We start from the raw sequence: 18,064 nt of genomic DNA on the forward strand, positions 1-18,064 counted from the left end.
ACGGATGACGGATCAGTATTCGCTGTATTTGCGCGCATCGCCACGCACCTGCTGCGCCGGGTATTTCTGTGCGTTGAGTTCCATCTTTTCCAGCACGGCCCCATGCAGGTCGACGCCGCTCTTGTCGGCCAGGCGCACCAGATACATCAGCACGTCGGCCAGTTCGTGGCGGATGCCCGTGCGCTTCGCTTCGTCCAGTTCCGCGTCCGCCCCCGTGGGCAGCCACTGGTAGTGTTCCACCAGTTCTGCCACTTCCACGGACAGGGCCATGGCCAGGTTTTTCGGCGTGTGGAATTGCTCCCAGTCGCGTTCGTCGGCAAAGGCGCGCAGGCGCGCGCGAATGTCGAGCAGGCTGTCGGTGGGTGCGCTCATGCCGCCACCTGCAGCGTTTTTTCCATGAAGACACTGAATGGATCGTCGGGATAGTCGCCGTACGGTCCGCGCCGCTGGTAGCCGTGGCGCGCGTACAGGGTGATGGCTTCTGGCTGGTGGATGCCCGTCTCCAAGGTCAGCAAGCGGCAGCCGCGCGCCAGCGCCTGTTCTTCCAGCAGCGCCAGCAGGCGCTTGGCCAGGCCCAGGCCGCGGCTGTCCGGGTGCACGTACATGCGCTTGACCTCGCCGAAAGCGGGCGTGACGACGATGGCGCCGCAGGCGCGCGCCGCACCGGCCGCATCGCGGGCGACGGCAAACAGCAGGGTCTCCGGCGGCACGGACGCCAGGTCCAGCGAGTAGACGCACTCGGCCGGGTACAGGGTCTGTTGATAGGCATCAAGCTCGGCGATCAGGGTTTGCACATCGGCTTGCTGCGGCGATTCCAGGCGGATAGTCATGAGGGAGGTCGAATGAATGGGACTTCCCCCATGGTATCACTGCGGCTGCGTCAGGCGCATGGTCAGGCCGATGGGCGACATCACAAAACCCATCAGTTCCTGCGCCTCGTCGCCATCGGGCGTGTCGACGCCGGCGATGTCGAAGCTGCCCAGCAGCATGGCCATGGCGATCTTGATTTCCAGCAAGGCCAGATAGCGGCCCGGGCACGTGCGCAAGCCGGCGCCGAAGGGCATCGAGACGCGCTTGTTGTTCGCCTCGCCGCCTTCGGCCAGCCAGCGTTCGGGCTGGAAGGCACTGGCATCGGGAAAGTGCGCATCGGATACCGTGTCGTGGCGCATCACGCACCACACGAGGGTGCCGGCCGGCACGGCGATGTCGGCGATGACCGTGTCGCGCAGCGCTTCGACGGGCAGGAAGGGCGCCACCGGTTTCAAGCGCATGGCTTCGCTGGCGCAGGCGCCCAGGTAGTCGAGGCTATCCATCTGCTCGATCGTGAAGTGCGCCACGTCGGGCGCCAGGCGCCGCACTTCCTCGCGCGCCCGCGCCAGGGTGTGCGGATGGCGTTGCAACAGGTAAATCATCCAGGAAATCGTGTTGGCCGTCGTATCTTCACCGGCCAGCAGCATGGTCAGCACGTTGCCGGCCACGTTGCGGTCCGTCACGCCGCTGCCTTCCAGGTCGGCGGCGGCGATCATTGCTTCGAGCAGGTTGGGCGGATGTTCGCGGCGCGCCGGGTCGTGCGCCATGCGCGTGCGCGCCTGCTGTACCAGGCCGGCCACGGCGGCGGAAAGGGCCGCCACGTCGCGGTCCAGCCGGCGGTCGACGGGCAGCTTGACATAGCGCCAGTACGGGAACATGGACAGGCTGCGCCGCGCCACGGCGGGCAGGATGTCGTCCATGTGGCGCTGGATCACGTCCTCGCCCGATTCGAGCGTGTTGACTTCCGTGCCAAAGGCCAGGCCGGCGATGATGTCGACCGTGTAGCGTTTCAGGTCGCCGTCCAGGTCGATCGCCTGACCTTGCGTGGCGGCAAGATGCCAGCGCCGCTGCAAGCGCTGGGCCACCGTCACCAGCGCGGGGAAATAGGCCTTGATGGCGCCAGGCGCCATGCCAGCCATGACCATGCGGCGCTGGTTGCGCCACTCCGTGCCCTCGGCCAGGAACAGGCCGGGGATGCCGCCCATTTCCTCGGACACGATGGAGCTGCTCAGGGGGCGGCGAAAACCGTCGGGCCGGTCGCGCAGCACGGCGCCGACGGCCTCGCTGTCGGCCACTACCAGCACCAGGGTGCGGCCGAACCAGGCGCGCATGTAGGGGCCGTAGCGCCGCACCCACGCTTCCACGTCGCGGTGGATGCGCGTGAGCTTGAGTTGCAGGCTGTTGCCGACGATGGGCAGGGCGAAAGGCCCCGGCAAGCGGCGGATCTGGCGCAGGGGCCGGGCAATGTCGGGTGCGGCGGCGTGGTCGAGTGGCGGCATGGCAAGCTCCTGTTTCAGTGGGAACGATGGCATGACTGTAGCGCGCTTGCGCGCCCGCGTCTTGAACGAATACGACATCGTGCGCGGCCAGAAATTGCCGGTACAATCGTCGCCATGCCTGCCGCCCCTACGCCCCTGACCCGTTTGATCGCGCCGCGCACCGCGCTCGCTTCCTGCGTGCGCGCCTTCCTCGTGCGCGACACCACGGGCTGCGCGCCCCTGCCGCCGGCGCAGCGCCTGAACCGCTTTCCCGCTGCGCCCATGTGCAGCATCATCTGGACCGTCGCGGGCGACGTGGAAGCGGCCGCGCCGGGCCTGTCGCTGCGGGATGTGCGCATGCCGCCCGCGCTGTTCGGCGGCCCCCGCTCGTATCCGCTGGTCAGCTACAACCCCGGTCCCGTGCGTTCGTTTGTCGTCATGTTTTATCCGGCCGCGCTGCATGCGTTGACGGGCGTGTCGATGGATGGCCTGCTGGACCAGTTTCGCCCGTTCGACGCGCTGTTCGATGCCGACTGGCAGGCCCTGTCCGACGCCGTGCTGGCGGCGCCGGACGATGAGGCCCGCGTCAGGCTGGTGGAAGATTTTCTCGCGCCGCGCTGGCAGCTGGCGCGCAAGAGCGGCGACCATCCTGCCGGCGCCGTGCAGGACTGGGTGCGCCGCCTGGGCGTGCAGGCGGCATCGACGGGCCTGGCCAGCAGCGCGCGCAATGTCGAGCGCCGCATCAAGGCCTGGGCCGGCCAGCCCATGCGCACCTTGCGCCGCATGCGCCGCGCGGAACAGCTGTTTCTCGACGAGCGCGGTGCCATCCTGCAAGGCACGGCGTCCTGGTCCGACGTCGCCGCCAGCGGCGGTTACGCCGACCAGGCCCATTTCTGCCGCGAGACGCGCGAAATCACGGGCTTGAGTCCCACCGAGCTGGTGCGGGCCATGCGCGACGATGAAAGTTACTGGATTTACAGAATCTGGAATTGAGGGCGTAGGTCGGATTAGCGAGGCCTGGTCTCGCGTAATCCGACAACATTGTTGCAAGACGCTGGTGTCGGATTACGCGGCTGCGCCGCTAATCCGACCTACCGCTCGCTGTACACCTTGCCCTTGGATAGGGTCACTTCATGGTGCCCCGCGCCGGGCGCCATCATGGGGAAGCAGTTTTCCGCGCCATGCACGCGCACGTCGAGGAAGTAGGGGCCGCTGGATTCCAGGCAGGTCGCCAGCGCCGCGTCGAGCTCCTCGCGCCGGCTCACCGTCTGTGCCTGCCAGCCGAACGCGCGTGCCAGGGCGACGAAATCGGGCAGCGCTTCCGTGTAGCTGTGGCTGTAGCGCTCGCCGTGGTGCAGTTCCTGCCACTGGCGCACCATGCCCATGTAGCCATTGTTCGACAACACCACTTTCACGGGCAGGCGGTGCTGCACGGCGGTGGCCAGCTCCTGGATATTCATCAGAATCGACGCATCGCCGCTGACGCACACCACGCGCTTGCCGGGATGGGCGATCTGCGCGCCGATGGCCGCTGGCAGTCCATAGCCCATGGTGCCGGCGCCGCCCGAGGTGAGCCAGCGGCGCGGCTGCTCGAAGCGCATATGCTGTGCCGCCCACATCTGGTGCTGGCCCACGTCGGTGGCGACGATGGCGTCGCTGCCATCCATGCTGTCCAGCGCCGCCTGCAGCTGGCGCATCAGCGCCTGCGGCGCGATCACTTCCGGCGTGTCGTCGAACGCCAGCGAGTCTTGCGCGCGCCAGCCGTCGATGCGTTGCCACCACGGCTGGCGGTCGGCCAGCAGGCGTCCGCGCAGCTGCGCCAGCAATGCCGCGAGCACGGGCGCGCAATCGCCGCGCAGGGCCACGTCGGCGCGCACCACCTTGCCGATCGACGCCGGGTCGATGTCGATGTGGATGATTTTCGCGCCGGGACAAAAGGCATCGAGCCGCCCCGTGACCCGGTCGTCGAAGCGGGCGCCGACGCAGACGATCAAATCCGCATGATGCATGGCCAGGTTGGCTTCCAGGGTGCCGTGCATGCCCAGCATGCCGAGGAAGGCCGGGTGCGAGGCGGGAAAGGCGCCCAGGCCCAGCAGGGTCAAGGTGCACGGCGCGGCCGCCAGCTTCACCAGCTGGCCGAACGCGGCGCAGGCATCCAGGCCGGAATTGATAAGCCCGCCGCCGCCATAGAATACGGGCTGGCGCGCACCGGCGATCAGGCTGGCGGCTTGCTCGATATCGGCCGCGCCGGGCAGGGGGGCAGGGACGGCGGCGACGGACGGCAGCGGCGTGCCGGCCGCGACCCGCGCCAACTGCATATCCTTGGGAAAATCGATCAGCACGGGACCGGGCCGGCCCTGCGTGGCCTGCGCGTACGCCTCCTGCACCACGCCAGCCGTCTCGTCGGCCGCGCGGATTTGCCGGTTCCACTTGGTGACGGGGCGCGAAATGCCCAGCGCGTCGCATTCCTGGAAGGCGTTCGTGCCGATGCTGGTGGTGGCCACCTGGCCGCTGATGCAGATGAGGGGAATCGAATCGCACAGGGCGTCGAGCAGGCCCGTGGTGGTGTTGCTCATGCCGGGGCCGGACGTGACGAAGACGACGCCGGGCCGGCCCGTGCTGCGCGCATAACCTTCGGCCGCATGCACGGCTGCCTGTTCGTGGCGCACCAGCACGTGGCGCAAGCGCGGCTGCGCGTGCAGCGCATCGTACAGGGGCAGTACGGCGCCGCCCGGGTAGCCGAAGACGGTGTCGACGCCCAGGGCCAGCAGGGTGTCGATCAGGACGCTGGCGCCGTTGCGCGGCGCAGTATCGGTGGCGGGAGCGAGGAGGGGATCGGGATCGGGTTTCATGTGTCTATTTTCTGCTCGCCCCGACAGAAAAGGCTGCTGGTTTTTTCGTATAGAATGCAATCTTCAGCAAAATTTGCTGTGAAATAAGGAGATGACAGAATGAAGTTGGATAAATTCGACCTCGCCATCCTGACGGCCCTGCAACAGGATGCCCGCATCAGCTTGCATGAGCTGAGCGCCAAGGTGGGCCTGACCTCGTCGCCATGCTGGGCCCGCATCAAGCGCATGGAAGACGATGGCGTCATCGAAGGCTATACGGTGAACGTCAACGCGGCCAAGGTGGGGCTGGCCGACACCGTCATCGTGCAAGTCACGCTGGACGACCATTCCGACCAGGCCCTGTTCGAATTCGGCCACGCGCTGGCCATGATCCCGGAAGTGCTGGAAGCGTTTCTCGTCTCGGGCGACTACGACTACTATTTGCGCATTGCCGTCAGCGACACGCGCGACTATGAACGCCTGCTGCGCGAGCGCCTGTATAAAATTCCCGGCATCCGCCACAGCAAATCCAGTTTCGTGTTGCGCCAGCTCAAACAGAGTTACCTGCCCTTACAACGCTAGTTCCCCCGCACGGCGGGAGTTTTTCCCTAGTGCATCCCCTGTGGCTGTCCGATACTGGACGCAATAAAAACCACGATAAAACTGGGGATACGCATGAAACTGACTCTATTCGCCGCCGCCGCCATGGCGGTGTGCCAGGCGCAGGCCGCCGACCTTGCCGCTGACGCCAGCCTGGCCGCGAGCCTGGCCACCTCGGGCGACTTGCCCACCGTCATCATCACGGGCAGCATGCCGCTGCCCACCGTGGAGCAGCCGCGCGATGCCTTGGCCGCGCCCGTGCAGACGGCCAGCGCGCAGCAGATCGCCCGCAGCGGCGCGCTCGATATTTCCGCTTTCCTGCGCCGCAACCTGGGCAGCGTGGTTGTCAACGAGGTGCAGAACAACCCGTTCCAGCCTGACATCAGCTACCGCGGCTACACGGCTTCGCCCCTGCTGGGCACGCCGCAGGGGCTCTCCGTGTATCTGGATGGCATGCGCCTGAACCAGCCGTTTGGCGACGTCGTCAGCTGGGACTTGATCCCGCGCATGGCCATCGAATCGCTGACCCTGATGCCGGGCTCGAATCCCCTGTTCGGCTTGAATACCCTGGGCGGCGCGCTGGCCCTGCAAACCAAGGATGGCAGGAGCAGTCCCGGCACCGCCATCGAGGCGCGCCTGGGTTCCGACAAACGGCGCGCCGTCGAGGTCGAGCATGGCGGCAGCAATGCGCAAGGCTGGCACTGGTATGTGACGGGCAACCGCTTCAAGGAGGCGGGCTGGCGCGACGATTCGCCGTCCGACGTGCATCAGGTGTTTGGCAAGCTGGGCTGGAGCGATGCGCGCACGGACATCGCCTTGATCTTGTCTCACGCGGACAATGCGCTGACGGGCAACGGCTTGCAGGAACAGCGCCTGCTGGCGCGCGACTACCGCAGCGTCTATACCAAGCCGGATTTGACGCAGAACAAATCGACCCTGTTGAACCTGACGGGCAAGCACCAGGCCGGTGCTGCCTTGCTCTTGTCCGGCAATGTGTACTACCGCAAGATCGACACGCACACGTTTAACGGCGACCTGAACGACGAGTCGCTCGATCAGTCCGTCTACCAGCCCGGCGCGGCCGAGCGGGCGGCCCTGGCGGCGGCCGGCTACACGGGCTTTCCCGCCAGCGGGGCGAATGCATCCAACACGCCATTCCCCAAATGGCGCTGCATCGCCAATGTGGTGCTGAACGATGAGCCGGCCGAAAAGTGCAATGGCATGCTCAACCGCAGCCATACGCGGCAGGAAAACTATGGGTTTTCCGGCCAGGTCACGGCGCTGGCCGACGTGGCGGGAGCACGCCATGCCGTCACTGCCGGTACCGCCTACGACACGAGCCACGCCACCTTCCGCCAGACGAGCCAGTTTGGCTATCTGAATCCCGACCGCAGCATCACGCCCGTGGATTTCTTTGCCGATGGCACGCAGATCGATGACGATGGCACGCCGGTCGACAACCGGGTCGACTTGAGCGGGCGCATGCGTACGTGGAGCGTGTATGCGAGCGACAGCATGGCGTTCAATCAAGACCTGACCCTGACCATCTCCGGCCGCTACAACCGCAGCACGGTGCGCAACCGCGATGCCATCACGCCCGGTGGCGGCAGCGGCTCGCTCGATGGCGACCATCGTTTCAGCCGCTTCAATCCCGCCATCGGCCTCGCCTATGCGCCGGCCGGAGGTACCGGCGCGTATTTCGGCTACAACGAAGGCAGCCGCACGCCGACGGCCATCGAACTCGGTTGCGCCGACCCGGAAAACCCATGCCGCCTGCCCAACGCCATGGCCGGCGACCCGCCATTGAAACAGGTGGTGACGAAGACGTGGGAGGCGGGCGTGCGCGGCCAGTGGCGCGACGTGGCCCGCTGGAGCGCGGGCGTGTTCCGCGCGGAAAACCATGACGATATCCTGTTCGTCGCCGACAACCAGGCCGGTTTCGGCTATTTCAAGAATTTCGGCAAGACGCGCCACCAGGGCGTGGAACTGGCGGTCGACGGCAAGGCGGGCGCGCTGGACTTCGGCGTCAATTACACGTGGCTGCAGGCGACCTACCAAAGCCGGGAAACCGTCAACGGCAGCGCCAACAGCAGCAGCGATGCGGAGGCGCCCGGCCTGGAAGGCAATATCGCCATCGCGCCGGGTAACCGCATTCCTTTGACGCCGAGCCATATCCTGAAGGCGCATGTGGATGTCCAGGGCGGGCGCGACTGGACGGTGGGCCTGGCCATGACGGCCGTCTCCAGCGCGTATGCGCGCGGCAATGAAAACAACCAGCACCAGGCGGGCGGTCCATCGTACTTGGGCGCGGGCAAGAGCGGCGGCTATGCCGTGGTCGAACTGAACGGCAAGTACCAGCTGACGCCCCGGCTCAGCGTGTTCGCCCAGGTGAATAATCTGTTCGATCGGAAATATGCGACAGCGGCCCAGCTGGGCGCGACGGGTTTCGATGCCAGCGGCAATTTTGCCGCCCGGCCATTGCCCGCCGTGAACGGTGAGTATCCGATGGTCAATGCCACGTTTTATGCGGCCGGCGCGCCACGCAGCGTGAACGTGGGCCTGCGCTACGCGTTTTAAGGGTGGATATGCTCAATGACGCCATTGCGCAGGGCAAGATGGACGAGGGCGGCGGGGCCGGGCACGTCGAGCTTTTCCTTGATGCAGGTCTGGTGGTTCGCTACCGTCTTGCTGCTCACGTGCAGCAGGCGGGCGCAGTCGGCGGCGCTGCGGCCTTCGGCCAGCAGGCGGAAAATTTCGAATTCGCGCTGGCTCAGGCTGCTCAAGCGCTGCGCTTCCATGCGGGCCGTGCCTTGCAGCACGCCCGGTGCGCTGTGCGGGTCCAGGTAGCGCCGGCCCGCGTGGGCGGCGCGCACGGCGTCGACCAGGTGTTCCGGGTCCGCCTGCTTGCTGACGAAGCCGCAGGCGCCGCCATCGAGCGCGCGCGCGATCAGCTGCGGCGTGTCGTGCATGGTAAATACCAGCACGCGCGCGCCGGCATCGCGGGCCAGCAGCTTGCGCAGCAATTCCAGGCCGCCGATGCCGGGCATGGACAAATCCGTCACGCAGACGTCGGGCGCGTGCTCCTGGTACAAGCCATACGCCGTTTCGCCATTGCCCGCCTCGGCCACGACGGCGATGTCGCCGCCCTGTTCCAGCAGGCGGCGGTAGCCCGTGCGCACCACCGGGTGGTCGTCCACCAGCATCACGCGGATCGGCCGTATGCTGCCGTGCATGGCGCTCATGCCGCGCACCGTGCCGCCAAGGGCATCGCCACTTCGATGCGCAAGCCCTTGCCCAGCGCGCTGATCCAGCGGATATGGCCGCGCAAGCCGGCCACGCGCTCGCGCATGCCCAGCATGCCGTAACCGGAGTCCTGCTGCATGTCCTGGCGCAAGCCCCGGCCATTGTCTTCGATGGCCAGGTGCAGCACGCCGCGCGCATCGGCGCGCAATTCCACCGTGGCCTGGTCGGCGCCCGCGTGGCGCGCCACGTTCGTCAAGCCTTCCTGCACCAGGCGGTAGATGGCGGTGGCGGTGCTGTCGTCGAGGCCGGCGGGGATGGCGTGCGCCGCGAAATGGCAGGCGATGCCGTGCTGCTGGGCCCAGCTGTCGCACAGCGCCTGCAGGGCCGGCGCCAATCCCAGGCTGTCGAGCACGGGCGGGCGCAGCCGGCGCAGCATGGTGCGCACCATCGCATGCAGCGCTTCCGAGGAGCGGGCGATGCTGGCGGCGCAGGCCTGCACGTTGGCCTGGTCGCCATCGCGCGCGCGCAAGATGTAGCTGGCGGCGGCGCGGATGGCCGTGCAGTCTTGTCCCACTTCATCGTGCAGCTCGCGCGCCAGCGCGCAGCGTTCCTCTTCCTGCGCGCGCAGCAGGCGCTGCGTGAGGGCGCGGTTTTGCGCCAGCAGCAGCGCCACCTGGCGTCCGCGCCGCACGGCAAAGCCGGCCAGCGCCAGCACCAGCAGCAACAGGCTCAGGACCAGTTCATCGAGTTGCCAGTGTTCCTGGCGCCAGAGCGCGCGCGTCAGCCGTTCGGCCAGGTCCAGCCTGGCGGCCAGCAGGAAAAAAGCCAGCGCCAGCGTGCCGCACGCGATGATGCGCCGGGCCGGCAGCGTGCCTGAGCGGCCGCTGCCGGCCAGTTGGTAGTGTTCCATGATGCTGCTCCCTGAGCACGGTCGATCTCTTTGTTGTGCAAGCTTCATGCCATCGCTGCAGGGGCTGTGGCCGGGCGCGTGGCGGGGAGAGACAAGTGTTCCAGGATGGAACAGGTGTACCGCGATGTGACGGGAAGATGATGGTGGGCAGGCGCGGTTTTCGAGCTTATCTGAAGTCGGGCCGGCACGCTGGCGCGCACGTCTGCAGTGCGCAGCATTGTTGTTCCAATGTAACGTTGAGATTGCTCAAGCTTTCATAGATAAAACAAAACAAAGTTTCGCGGAGCTAGATAAAAAATAAATAAATGATATTAAAAATATGTTATTTGTTTTATGCGATTTGCTATATTTGTTGACACTTTTGTGAAAAAGCTGAAAGCGGGCGCCAGACCTGCCGACCTATCTATCCACAACAAACAAGGGAATAGAATGAATCGTTCATCACATGCGCGGGTATCGCCCGCCACCGCCAATCCGCCCGCTACCCGCGGTCGCGCCACCATCCTGGCCGCGCTGGCCACCTTGTCCGTGCTGGCCTCGGCGCCGGCCATGGCCGATGTCCTGACCTTCGATAACTTGCGCCCCGACGTGTATGCCAGCGGCCAGACGCTCAATACGTCGAGCTACAACCTGCTGTTCCTGGCCGATCCGACCACGGCGGCCGGCGGCGGCGTCAGCGGCGTGGGCGCCATCCTCGATGGCCGCGTGGGCTCGTCGTGCGATATCGCCGCCTGCCCGCAGGGCGCCACCGGCAATTACCTGGCCATCCTCAACGATGGCGGCGTGAATTTTTCGCGTGCCGACCACCAGGCGTTCAGCCTGGCCGGTTTCGATTATTCCTTCATCGCGCCCGTATCCGGCTTGCCCAACATGAATTGGGGCCAGTTGCAGCTGAGCGGCACCCTGAGCAACGGCCAGGTGATCAGCACCTCGCTGGCGTTTCCCGGCCAGGGCGGCGATGGCAATTACCATTTCCAGGGCGCTTCCCTGCTGGGCGGCTTCAGCAACTACGCGTTTACGGGCCTGACCTTCAACGCGTGCATTTTCAATGACACTGGCGCGTGCAGCAATTCCATCGATTTCCCCGCCTTTAACCAGGGCCAGTTTGCGCTCGACAACATCAACATCAGCGCCGTGCCGGAACCGTCGACCTACATGCTGATGCTGGTCGGCCTGGGCGCCATCGGCATGCTGTCGCGCCGCCGCACCGGCAAGTTCGCAGCGTTCACCGTGCAAGGAGCGTGAGATGAAATTACGTCCCGTTTCACTCGGTATCCTCCTGCTGGCCGCCAGCCTGGCGCAAGCGGCGCAGGCGCAGGAACGCCGCTCCTACATCGTGCAATTGGTCGACAAGCCGGCCGCCACCTACACGGGCCAGGTCGACGGCCTGGCCGCCACCAAGCCGGCCCCGGGCGCGCGCATCAACGTGGGCGCCGCCGATGTGCAGGCCTATTTGAGCTACCTCGACACCAAGCAGGCCGCCGTGGCCGGCACCGTCAGCGCGGCTGAAATCACGCACCAGTACAGCGTCGTCTTCAACGGCTTTTCCGCCTTGCTGACGGACGATGAAGTGCGGGCCCTGAAGAAAAACAGCGGCGTGGCCAGCATCAGCGCCGACTCCATCCTGCAGCTCGACACCAGCTATACGCCCAGCTTCCTGGGCCTGGACAAGCCGGGCGGCATCTGGGAGCAGCTGGGCGGCAAGGCGCACGCGGGTGAAGACATCATCATCGGCATCGTCGACAGCGGCATCTGGCCGGAAAACACGGCCTTTGCCGACCGCCTGGACGAGAATGGCGTACCTAGCCACAGCGGCAACAATGTCGTGTACGGCGCGCCACCGGCCAGCTGGCAGGGCACTTGCCAGACGGGCGAGGGTTTCTCCGCCGAGAATTGCAACAACAAGCTGATCGGTGCGCGCTACTACCGCGCCGCCACGTCGGCGCTGCACTGGACGGAATTCCGTTCGCCGCGCGATTCCGTCGCCGGCCTGACGGGACACGGCGGCCATGGCACGCATACGGCCTCCACGGCCGGCGGCAACAATGGCGCCCTGGCCACCTCGAACGGCGTGTCGCTGGGCAAGGCATCGGGCATGGCGCCGCGCGCCCGCATCGCCGCCTATAAAGTGTGCTGGACGGCCGCATCGACGGGCCGCAACGGTTGCGCCACGGCCGACAGCGTGGCCGCCATCGACCAGGCGGTCAAGGATGGCGTCAACGTCATCAACTTCTCCATCGGCCCGAACGCGGGCGGCGGCGCCTTCGACGAACCGACGGAAGTCGCCTTCCTCGGCGCGGCGGCAGCCGGCGTATTCGTTGCCACGTCGGGCGGCAATTCCGGTCCGGCCACGCCGGCGCCCGACGTGCCGGCACCCGTGTCGCACATCAGCCCGTGGCTGGCAACCGTGGCCAATTCCACCCACAACCGCCTGTACGCGGGCAATGTCATCCTCAGCAACGGCACCAAGCTGGAAGGCGCGTCGAGCAATGCGAAGACGCCGGCGCTGCCGCTGATCCGCTCGCGCGACGCGGGCCTGGCCGGCGTGCCGCCGACGGACGTCAATCTGCTGCGCTGCTTCGGCGCGGCCGATGCCACTTCGGCGTATCTCGACCCGGCGAAAGTGGCCGGCAAGATACTCGTGTGCGACCGTGGCGGAAACGTGCTGGTCAACAAGAGCGCGAATGCGAAGACGGCCGGCGCGGCGGGCGTGATCATCGCCAACGTGGCCGGCGGCGCCAACACCATCATCAACCAGGCGCACGTGCTGTCGACCGTGCACCTGGCGCAGGCGCAGGGCGACGCGCTGAAGGCCTTCATGGCGGCGACGCCCGATGGCACGGCGGCGCTGGGCGAGGTGCATACGATCCCCGACACCACGGTGCAGGCGCCGATCGTCAGCGACCGGTCCTCGCGCGGGCCGAACGTGGCCAATGCGAACATCCTGAAACCGGATCTCTCGGCGCCCGGCACCAACGTGCTGGCCGGCGTGACGGCCGACCTGACGCCGGCGCAGCGCGATGCCGTGGCGGCAGGCGGCGTGGCGCCGGCGGCCGAGTGGGATTTCTATTCCGGCACTTCGATGGCCAGTCCGCACGTGGCTGGCGTGGCGGCGCTGCTCAAGCAGCAGCATCCCGACTGGTCGCCCGCGGCCATCAAGTCGGCGCTGATGACGACGGCCTTCAGCACCTATTCGGATGGCTTGAACGGTTCCGTGTCGTGGGATGCCACGGCGAAGACCTCGGGCCAGCTGCCATGGGGCCAGGGCGCCGGCCACATTGCGCCGAACAGCGCGGCCGATCCCGGCCTCGTGTACGACATGTCGGAAATCGACTATGCGCGCTTCCTGTGCGGCCTGAACCTGAAGGTCTACAGCGCCGCCACGTGCCAGGCCATCGGTACCATCACGGCCTATAACCTGAACCTGGCGTCGCTGACGGCGGCCAACGTGCTGGGCACGCAAACGCTGACGCGCACGGTGACCAACGTGGGCGCCAGCAGCGCCGTCTACAACGTCTCGGCCAGCCTGCCCGGCTATACGGTGGCGGTGACGCCTACCAGCCTGAACCTGGCGCCGGGCGCCAAGGGTCAGTACCAGGTCAAGCTGACGCGCACCACGGCGCCGGCCAATACCTGGACCTACGGCGCCCTGAGCTGGACGGATGGCACGCACACCGTGCGCAGCCCGCTGACGGCGCGCGGCACCTCGCTGGCCGCCATTCCGCTGGTCAGCAGCGAAGCGGCCACGGGCAGCAAGGTGCTGACCCTGGGCACGGGCTTCACGGGCGCGCTGGTCGGCGTCAAGTCGGGTCTCGTCGAAGCCGTGCGCCAGGCGCGCACGATCGGCCAGGCGGCGACAGGCGCTGCCGCATCGGCTGCCTGCAAGGCGGGCGGCGCCACGGGTGTGAACGTGCACAACGTGGTGATCCCTGCCGGCACCCTGGCGGCGCGCTTTGCCACCTACGATGCGGAAACGACGGGTGGCGCGAATACCGACATGGACATGGAGGTCTACAACGCCGCCAATGTGCTGGTCGGCAGCAGCGGCAATGAAAGTTCCAATGAGCAAGTGGAATTGCGCCTGCCTGCCGCCGGCACCTACAAGGTGTGCGTGATCGGTTTTGCGCCGCAAAACGGCCAGGCCGACTACACCTTGTCGTCGTGGGTGCTGGCGCCGGGCTTGAACAACGGCAGCTTCAAGGCGCTGATGCCGGGCACGGCCTACACGGGCGGCACCGCATCTGTCTCTCTGAGCTGGTCCAACCTGGCCGAAGGCAAGCGCCACCTGGGCGCCGTCGGCTACCAGGTGGCTGGCGTGGTGCAGGGCGTGACGGTGGTCGAGGTCAATACCAATGATCCCGTGCCGCTGTTCCAGAACGCGCGCGGCACCAGGCCGGTGCTGGCGGAATAAACCGTTCATTGTGTGAACGCAAGGCGTGCCTCCGGGCACGCCTTTTTTTATGCACGCATCCCCGTTCGGGAGGAATAGCGCTTGCGCGCCGGCAAAGCCACCGGTATCTTGTCGGATAGCCATGGCTTTGTGCCCTGGCATTCTTGGGGAGTCGCGCGTGACCAGTTTCCGCACCAATACCGACCGCCTGCTGGAAGTGCGCCTGCAGGATGAAAAAGTGCTGGCGATTGCCGGCGCCATGGTCGCCTATACGGGCGCCATCAAATTTGAAAAGTCCCTGCTCGGTGGCGAGGGCATCTTTGGCGCGCTCAAGCGCAAGGTGACGAACGAAGGCATGCAGGTGATGCAGGCCGCCGGCACGGGCACCGTGTTTTTCGCGCAGAATGCGGCCGAGATCACCGTCATGGCGCTGGCCGGCGAAAAGCTGACCATCGAAAGCAGCAGCCTGCTGGCCTACGACACGAGCCTGAAAACGGGCACCAGCTTTGCGGGTTTGCGCGGCGCCAGTTCCGGCCAGGGCCTGTTTTCCACCACCGTGGAAGGCAACGGCAACCTGGCCGTCATTTCGCGCGGCAACCTAATCATGCTGGAAGTGACGCCGGCGCATCCGCTGCGCGTGGACCCGGACGCCTTCGTTGGCTTCAAGGGCGACATCCGCCAGGAATTCGTTTTTGATGTCAACTGGCGCACGATGATCGGCCAGAGCTCGGGCGAATCGTACCAGCACAAATTCACAGGCCAGGGCGTGGTGTTCATCCAGCCCGCCGAACGTTAAGTCAGCGAGGACCCGCGATGCCTGTCTATCAGCAGATCAATGAAAAGATGCTTGAGGTCAAACTCGGCAATGAGGAAGTGTTCGCGCGCAAGGGCGCCATGGTGTCGTACCAGGGCGACGTGGCGTTCAGCCGCTCCTTCCTGGCCGGCCAGGGCGTGCAAAGCCTGGCCATGCGCGCCGTCACGAATGAAGGCTACGCCATGATGTCGGCGCGTGGCACGGGCAGCGTGTTTTACGCCCAGGGCGGCCTGTTCGTCACCATCGTCCCCGTGCGCGGCGAAACGTTTTATGTGGAAAGCGATTCCCTGCTGGCCTTCGATGCGCGCCTGACGGTTGGCACCATGTTCCTCGGCAACCAGGGCGGCGTGCAGGGCGTGGTGCGCGGCATGGCCTCGGGCCAGGGCTTGTTTACCACCACCTTGCAAGGCACGGGCGAAGTGGCGATTTTGTCCGATGGTAACGCCATCGGCTTGCCCGTCACGCCGGATGTGCCCGTGTTTGTCGACCCGCAAGCGTATATCGGCCATACGGGGCAGCTGAGCTCGACCATCGTCACGGACCTGAACTGGAAAACCTTCGTCGGCCAGGCGTCCGGCGAATCGTACCAGGTGAAGTTCACGGGCCAGGGCACGGTCTACATCCAAGCGAGCGAAAGGTAAGCCATGACGATTTACAATCCCGATACCTTGCCGAAGAACGATAACCTGAACCGTTTTTCGTATGTCATCGACGTCAAGGAACAGATATTCATTCGCAAGGGCAAGATGATCGCCTTCTATGGCGAACTGCGCTTCGAAGCCATGGGCAGCAGCATGCTCGACTTGATCGTGCGCAACGCCTTCAATGCACCGAAATACATTCACCACTTTGTCGTGGCGCAAGGCCAGGGCCAATTGATCTTGGGTGACAACGGCAACGACCTGGCGTGCTACGACCTGGACAACGCCAACATGACCATCCGCGCGAAAAACCTGCTGGGTTTTACCAAGGACGTGATTTGCCAGGAATCGACCTTGCCCGGTTATCTGACGATGATCGGCACGGGCAAGGTGATCGCCTCGTCGAACGGACCCGTGCACTTCCTGGAACTGCCGTGCCGCGTGGACGAGCAGGCAGTGCTGGGCTGGGCCGATTGCCCCAGCCCCTCGTATCACTACGATTACGCCCACGTGCAGGGCTGGGCCTCGGCCGCCGGCGCGCTGACCGGTTTCAGTTTGTCGGGCGAGGAAAAACAGATCGACTTCACGGGCGCCGGCACGGTGCTGGTGCAGTCGTCCGAGCTGGACGTGACGGGCAGTTCCGCCCTGATGCAGCTGCTGGCGCAATTGCCGCTGCTGGGCAAGGAAGACCTCGGTACCTTGAGTCTTTCCGTCCAGCAGCAGATGAAGGATGCTCGTTAGCTTACTCATTCAAGAGTACCTGACAGAACCGACGCGCAGTAGGTTCGGTCAGGTGCTCAAGGCCGCGCCCAGCCGGGCGGCCGTTTCTCCAAAAAGGCGGTGACGCCTTCGTCCGCATCCTCTTCCATCATGTTGCGCGCCATCACGTCGCCCGCGTACGCATACGCGTCGTCCAGCGGCAGCTGGCGCTGTTGGTAAAACATCTGTTTGCCGTAGCGGATGGCCGTCGGGCTTTTTGCCATGATCTGCTGCGCCAGGCGCGCCACGGCCTCGTCGAGCGCTGTGTCGGCCACCGTTTCGTTGATCAGGCCCCAGTCGGCGGCCGTGTCGGCGTCGATGAAGCGGCCCGTCACCAGCATGTCGAAGGCCCGCTTGGGCGAGACATTGCGTGACAGGGCCACGGATGGCGTGGCGCAGAACAGGCCCACGTTGATGCCGGACACGGCAAAGCGCGCGGACGCGCCCGCCACGGCCAGGTCGCAGCTGGCGACCAATTGGCAGCCGGCCGCCGTGGCGATGCCGTGCACGCGGGCAATCACGGGCACGGGCAAGGTTTGAATGGCTTGCATCACGCGCGAGCATTGCGCGAACAGGATTTGGTAATACGCAAGCTGGCGCGTCGCCTGCATCTGGCGCAAATCGTGGCCTGCGCAAAACGCCTTGCCTTCGGCGGCCAGCACCACGCAGCGCACGTGCGGCTGCCCGGCGATGAAGTCGAGTTCAGCCTGCAGCGCGGCCAGCATGGCTTCCGACAGGGCATTGAATTGCAGGGGACGGTTCAGGCGCAGGGTGACCAGGCCACCCTCGTCCTCGCGCAGCACCAGCGGTGCTTGCGTGTCATGTGTTGCGGTCATGCGGTCTCCAGTGGCCTGCTGGCCTTGTTATTTTAGGAAATCTTATTTGGCGGCGTTGACGCTGCCGATGCCGGCGATCGACTTGTGCACGATCTTCGGCTTGCCGTAATAGATCAGTTCGCCCATGCCGCGCACCACGGCGTTCAGTTCGCCTGAGGAATACACCTTGACGGAGCCGATGCCGTCGAAATTGACGTCGACGTTTTTCGCCAACAAGGCTTTCGTATCGACTTCGCCCACGCCTTGCGCCTTCAGGCGCAGCCAGTCGACCTGTCCATCGGCCGCCAGGCGGCCCGCGCCCTTGTAGCTGATATCGACTCGTGGACCATTGAGCTTGGTCAATATCTTTTCTCCCGCGCCTTCCGCGATCAGCTTGCGCAAGGTGGGCATGGTGATGATGACGCGCGGGTCGCCATCCGTCTTCTTGATGTCCTTGTCCTTCATGGAAATTTTCAGCTCGCCATCGACCACTTCCGTGATCACGCCGCTGAGGAATTTCTGGTCGCCGCGCAGCAGCAGGCTTTGCTCCTTGCCCGATTCGACTTCGATGCTGATGGGGCCGCGGATGTCGATGGCGTTGAAGGCGCCGACTGTGCGGGTTTGCTCGTCGGCATGCGCGAGGGTGGAGAGGCAGGCAAGGGACAGGACTGACAACAGGAACAGAGGGCGCATGGCGGTTTCCTTGAGTAGTTGATCAGTGTATTCTATTGTGCAACATCTCCATTGGGGAGAAATTTGCGATGAACTGCACA

General features: G+C 65.6%; 16 protein-coding genes. 8 read left to right on the forward strand and 8 right to left on the reverse strand.

All coding sequences use genetic code 11. The annotated features are described in order from the left end of the window. Window positions 1–12: 12 nt before the first annotated feature. The 3 genes from U0004_RS04175 to U0004_RS04185 are packed head-to-tail and all read right to left on the reverse strand — an operon-like array spanning window position 13 to window position 2,309. Window positions 13–372: a nucleotide pyrophosphohydrolase gene (locus U0004_RS04175; protein ID WP_070259888.1), complete on the reverse strand. Its 360-nt coding sequence runs from the start codon at window positions 370–372 to the stop codon at window positions 13–15. Next, on the reverse strand, window positions 369–830 hold the full coding sequence (locus U0004_RS04180) for a GNAT family N-acetyltransferase (RefSeq protein ID WP_070259886.1): 462 nt from the start codon (window positions 828–830) through the stop codon (window positions 369–371). Before U0004_RS04180 ends, U0004_RS04175 begins: the two co-directional genes overlap by 4 nt. Window positions 831–866: 36 nt before the next feature. Next, window positions 867–2,309 (reverse strand): cytochrome P450, encoded by a 1,443-nt coding sequence (locus tag U0004_RS04185; protein ID WP_070259917.1) that lies wholly within the window; start codon window positions 2,307–2,309, stop codon window positions 867–869. Window positions 2,310–2,423: 114 nt separating this feature from the next. Between U0004_RS04185 and U0004_RS04190 the strand changes: the two genes are divergently transcribed. Further along, window positions 2,424–3,281, forward strand: a complete 858-nt coding sequence (locus U0004_RS04190) for a helix-turn-helix domain-containing protein (RefSeq protein WP_070259884.1) — start codon at window positions 2,424–2,426, stop codon at window positions 3,279–3,281. 98 nt (window positions 3,282–3,379) lie between these two features. On the opposite strand, the gene ilvB is transcribed toward U0004_RS04190, so the two are convergent. Further along, window positions 3,380–5,140, reverse strand: coding sequence for a biosynthetic-type acetolactate synthase large subunit (ilvB, locus tag U0004_RS04195; protein WP_115057402.1), 1,761 nt, complete (start codon window positions 5,138–5,140; stop codon window positions 3,380–3,382). Window positions 5,141–5,239: 99 nt separating this feature from the next. Between ilvB and U0004_RS04200 the strand changes: the two genes are divergently transcribed. Next, entirely contained in the window at window positions 5,240–5,701 is a 462-nt protein-coding gene (locus U0004_RS04200; RefSeq protein WP_034784295.1) for an Lrp/AsnC family transcriptional regulator, read from the forward strand. 93 nt (window positions 5,702–5,794) lie between these two features. Further along, a complete protein-coding gene (locus tag U0004_RS04205) occupies window positions 5,795–8,296 on the forward strand; it encodes a TonB-dependent receptor (protein ID WP_071653748.1) in 2,502 nt (833 codons plus the stop codon). On the opposite strand, the gene U0004_RS04210 is transcribed toward U0004_RS04205, so the two are convergent. Next, a complete protein-coding gene (locus tag U0004_RS04210; protein ID WP_231958528.1) occupies window positions 8,293–8,961 on the reverse strand; it encodes a response regulator transcription factor in 669 nt (222 codons plus the stop codon). The genes U0004_RS04205 and U0004_RS04210 overlap by 4 nt on opposite strands. After that, complete coding sequence (locus tag U0004_RS04215) at window positions 8,958–9,872, reverse strand: histidine kinase (RefSeq protein ID WP_070259879.1); 915 nt, start codon at window positions 9,870–9,872, stop codon at window positions 8,958–8,960. Before U0004_RS04215 ends, U0004_RS04210 begins: the two co-directional genes overlap by 4 nt. 429 nt (window positions 9,873–10,301) lie before the next feature. Between U0004_RS04215 and U0004_RS04220 the strand changes: the two genes are divergently transcribed. The 5 genes from U0004_RS04220 (at window position 10,302) to U0004_RS04240 (ending at window position 16,458) form a co-directional block, all read left to right on the forward strand. Further along, window positions 10,302–11,117, forward strand: a complete 816-nt coding sequence (locus tag U0004_RS04220; protein ID WP_070259877.1) for an NF038120 family PEP-CTERM protein — start codon at window positions 10,302–10,304, stop codon at window positions 11,115–11,117. Window position 11,118: 1 nt separating this feature from the next. Then, entirely contained in the window at window positions 11,119–14,283 is a 3,165-nt protein-coding gene (locus U0004_RS04225; RefSeq protein ID WP_070259875.1) for a S8 family serine peptidase, read from the forward strand. 157 nt (window positions 14,284–14,440) lie between these two features. After that, window positions 14,441–15,058, forward strand: a complete 618-nt coding sequence (locus U0004_RS04230; RefSeq protein WP_034784290.1) for an AIM24 family protein — start codon at window positions 14,441–14,443, stop codon at window positions 15,056–15,058. Between the two features lie 17 nt (window positions 15,059–15,075). Further along, complete coding sequence (locus U0004_RS04235; protein ID WP_070259873.1) at window positions 15,076–15,717, forward strand: AIM24 family protein; 642 nt, start codon at window positions 15,076–15,078, stop codon at window positions 15,715–15,717. Between the two features lie 3 nt (window positions 15,718–15,720). Beyond that, a complete protein-coding gene (locus U0004_RS04240; protein WP_070259871.1) occupies window positions 15,721–16,458 on the forward strand; it encodes an AIM24 family protein in 738 nt (245 codons plus the stop codon). 56 nt (window positions 16,459–16,514) lie between these two features. Here the strand turns inward: U0004_RS04240 and U0004_RS04245 are convergent, their stop codons facing one another. Both U0004_RS04245 and U0004_RS04250 read right to left on the reverse strand, forming a co-directional pair. Beyond that, window positions 16,515–17,312 (reverse strand): enoyl-CoA hydratase, encoded by a 798-nt coding sequence (locus U0004_RS04245; RefSeq protein WP_070259869.1) that lies wholly within the window; start codon window positions 17,310–17,312, stop codon window positions 16,515–16,517. A 42-nt stretch (window positions 17,313–17,354) separates the two neighbouring features. Then, a complete protein-coding gene (locus tag U0004_RS04250; protein WP_070259867.1) occupies window positions 17,355–17,984 on the reverse strand; it encodes a head GIN domain-containing protein in 630 nt (209 codons plus the stop codon). Between the last annotated feature and the right edge of the window lie 80 nt (window positions 17,985–18,064).

Source organism: Janthinobacterium lividum, from assembly GCF_034424625.1.
In the GTDB taxonomy this organism is placed as follows: Bacteria; Pseudomonadota; Gammaproteobacteria; order Burkholderiales; family Burkholderiaceae_D; genus Janthinobacterium; species Janthinobacterium lividum.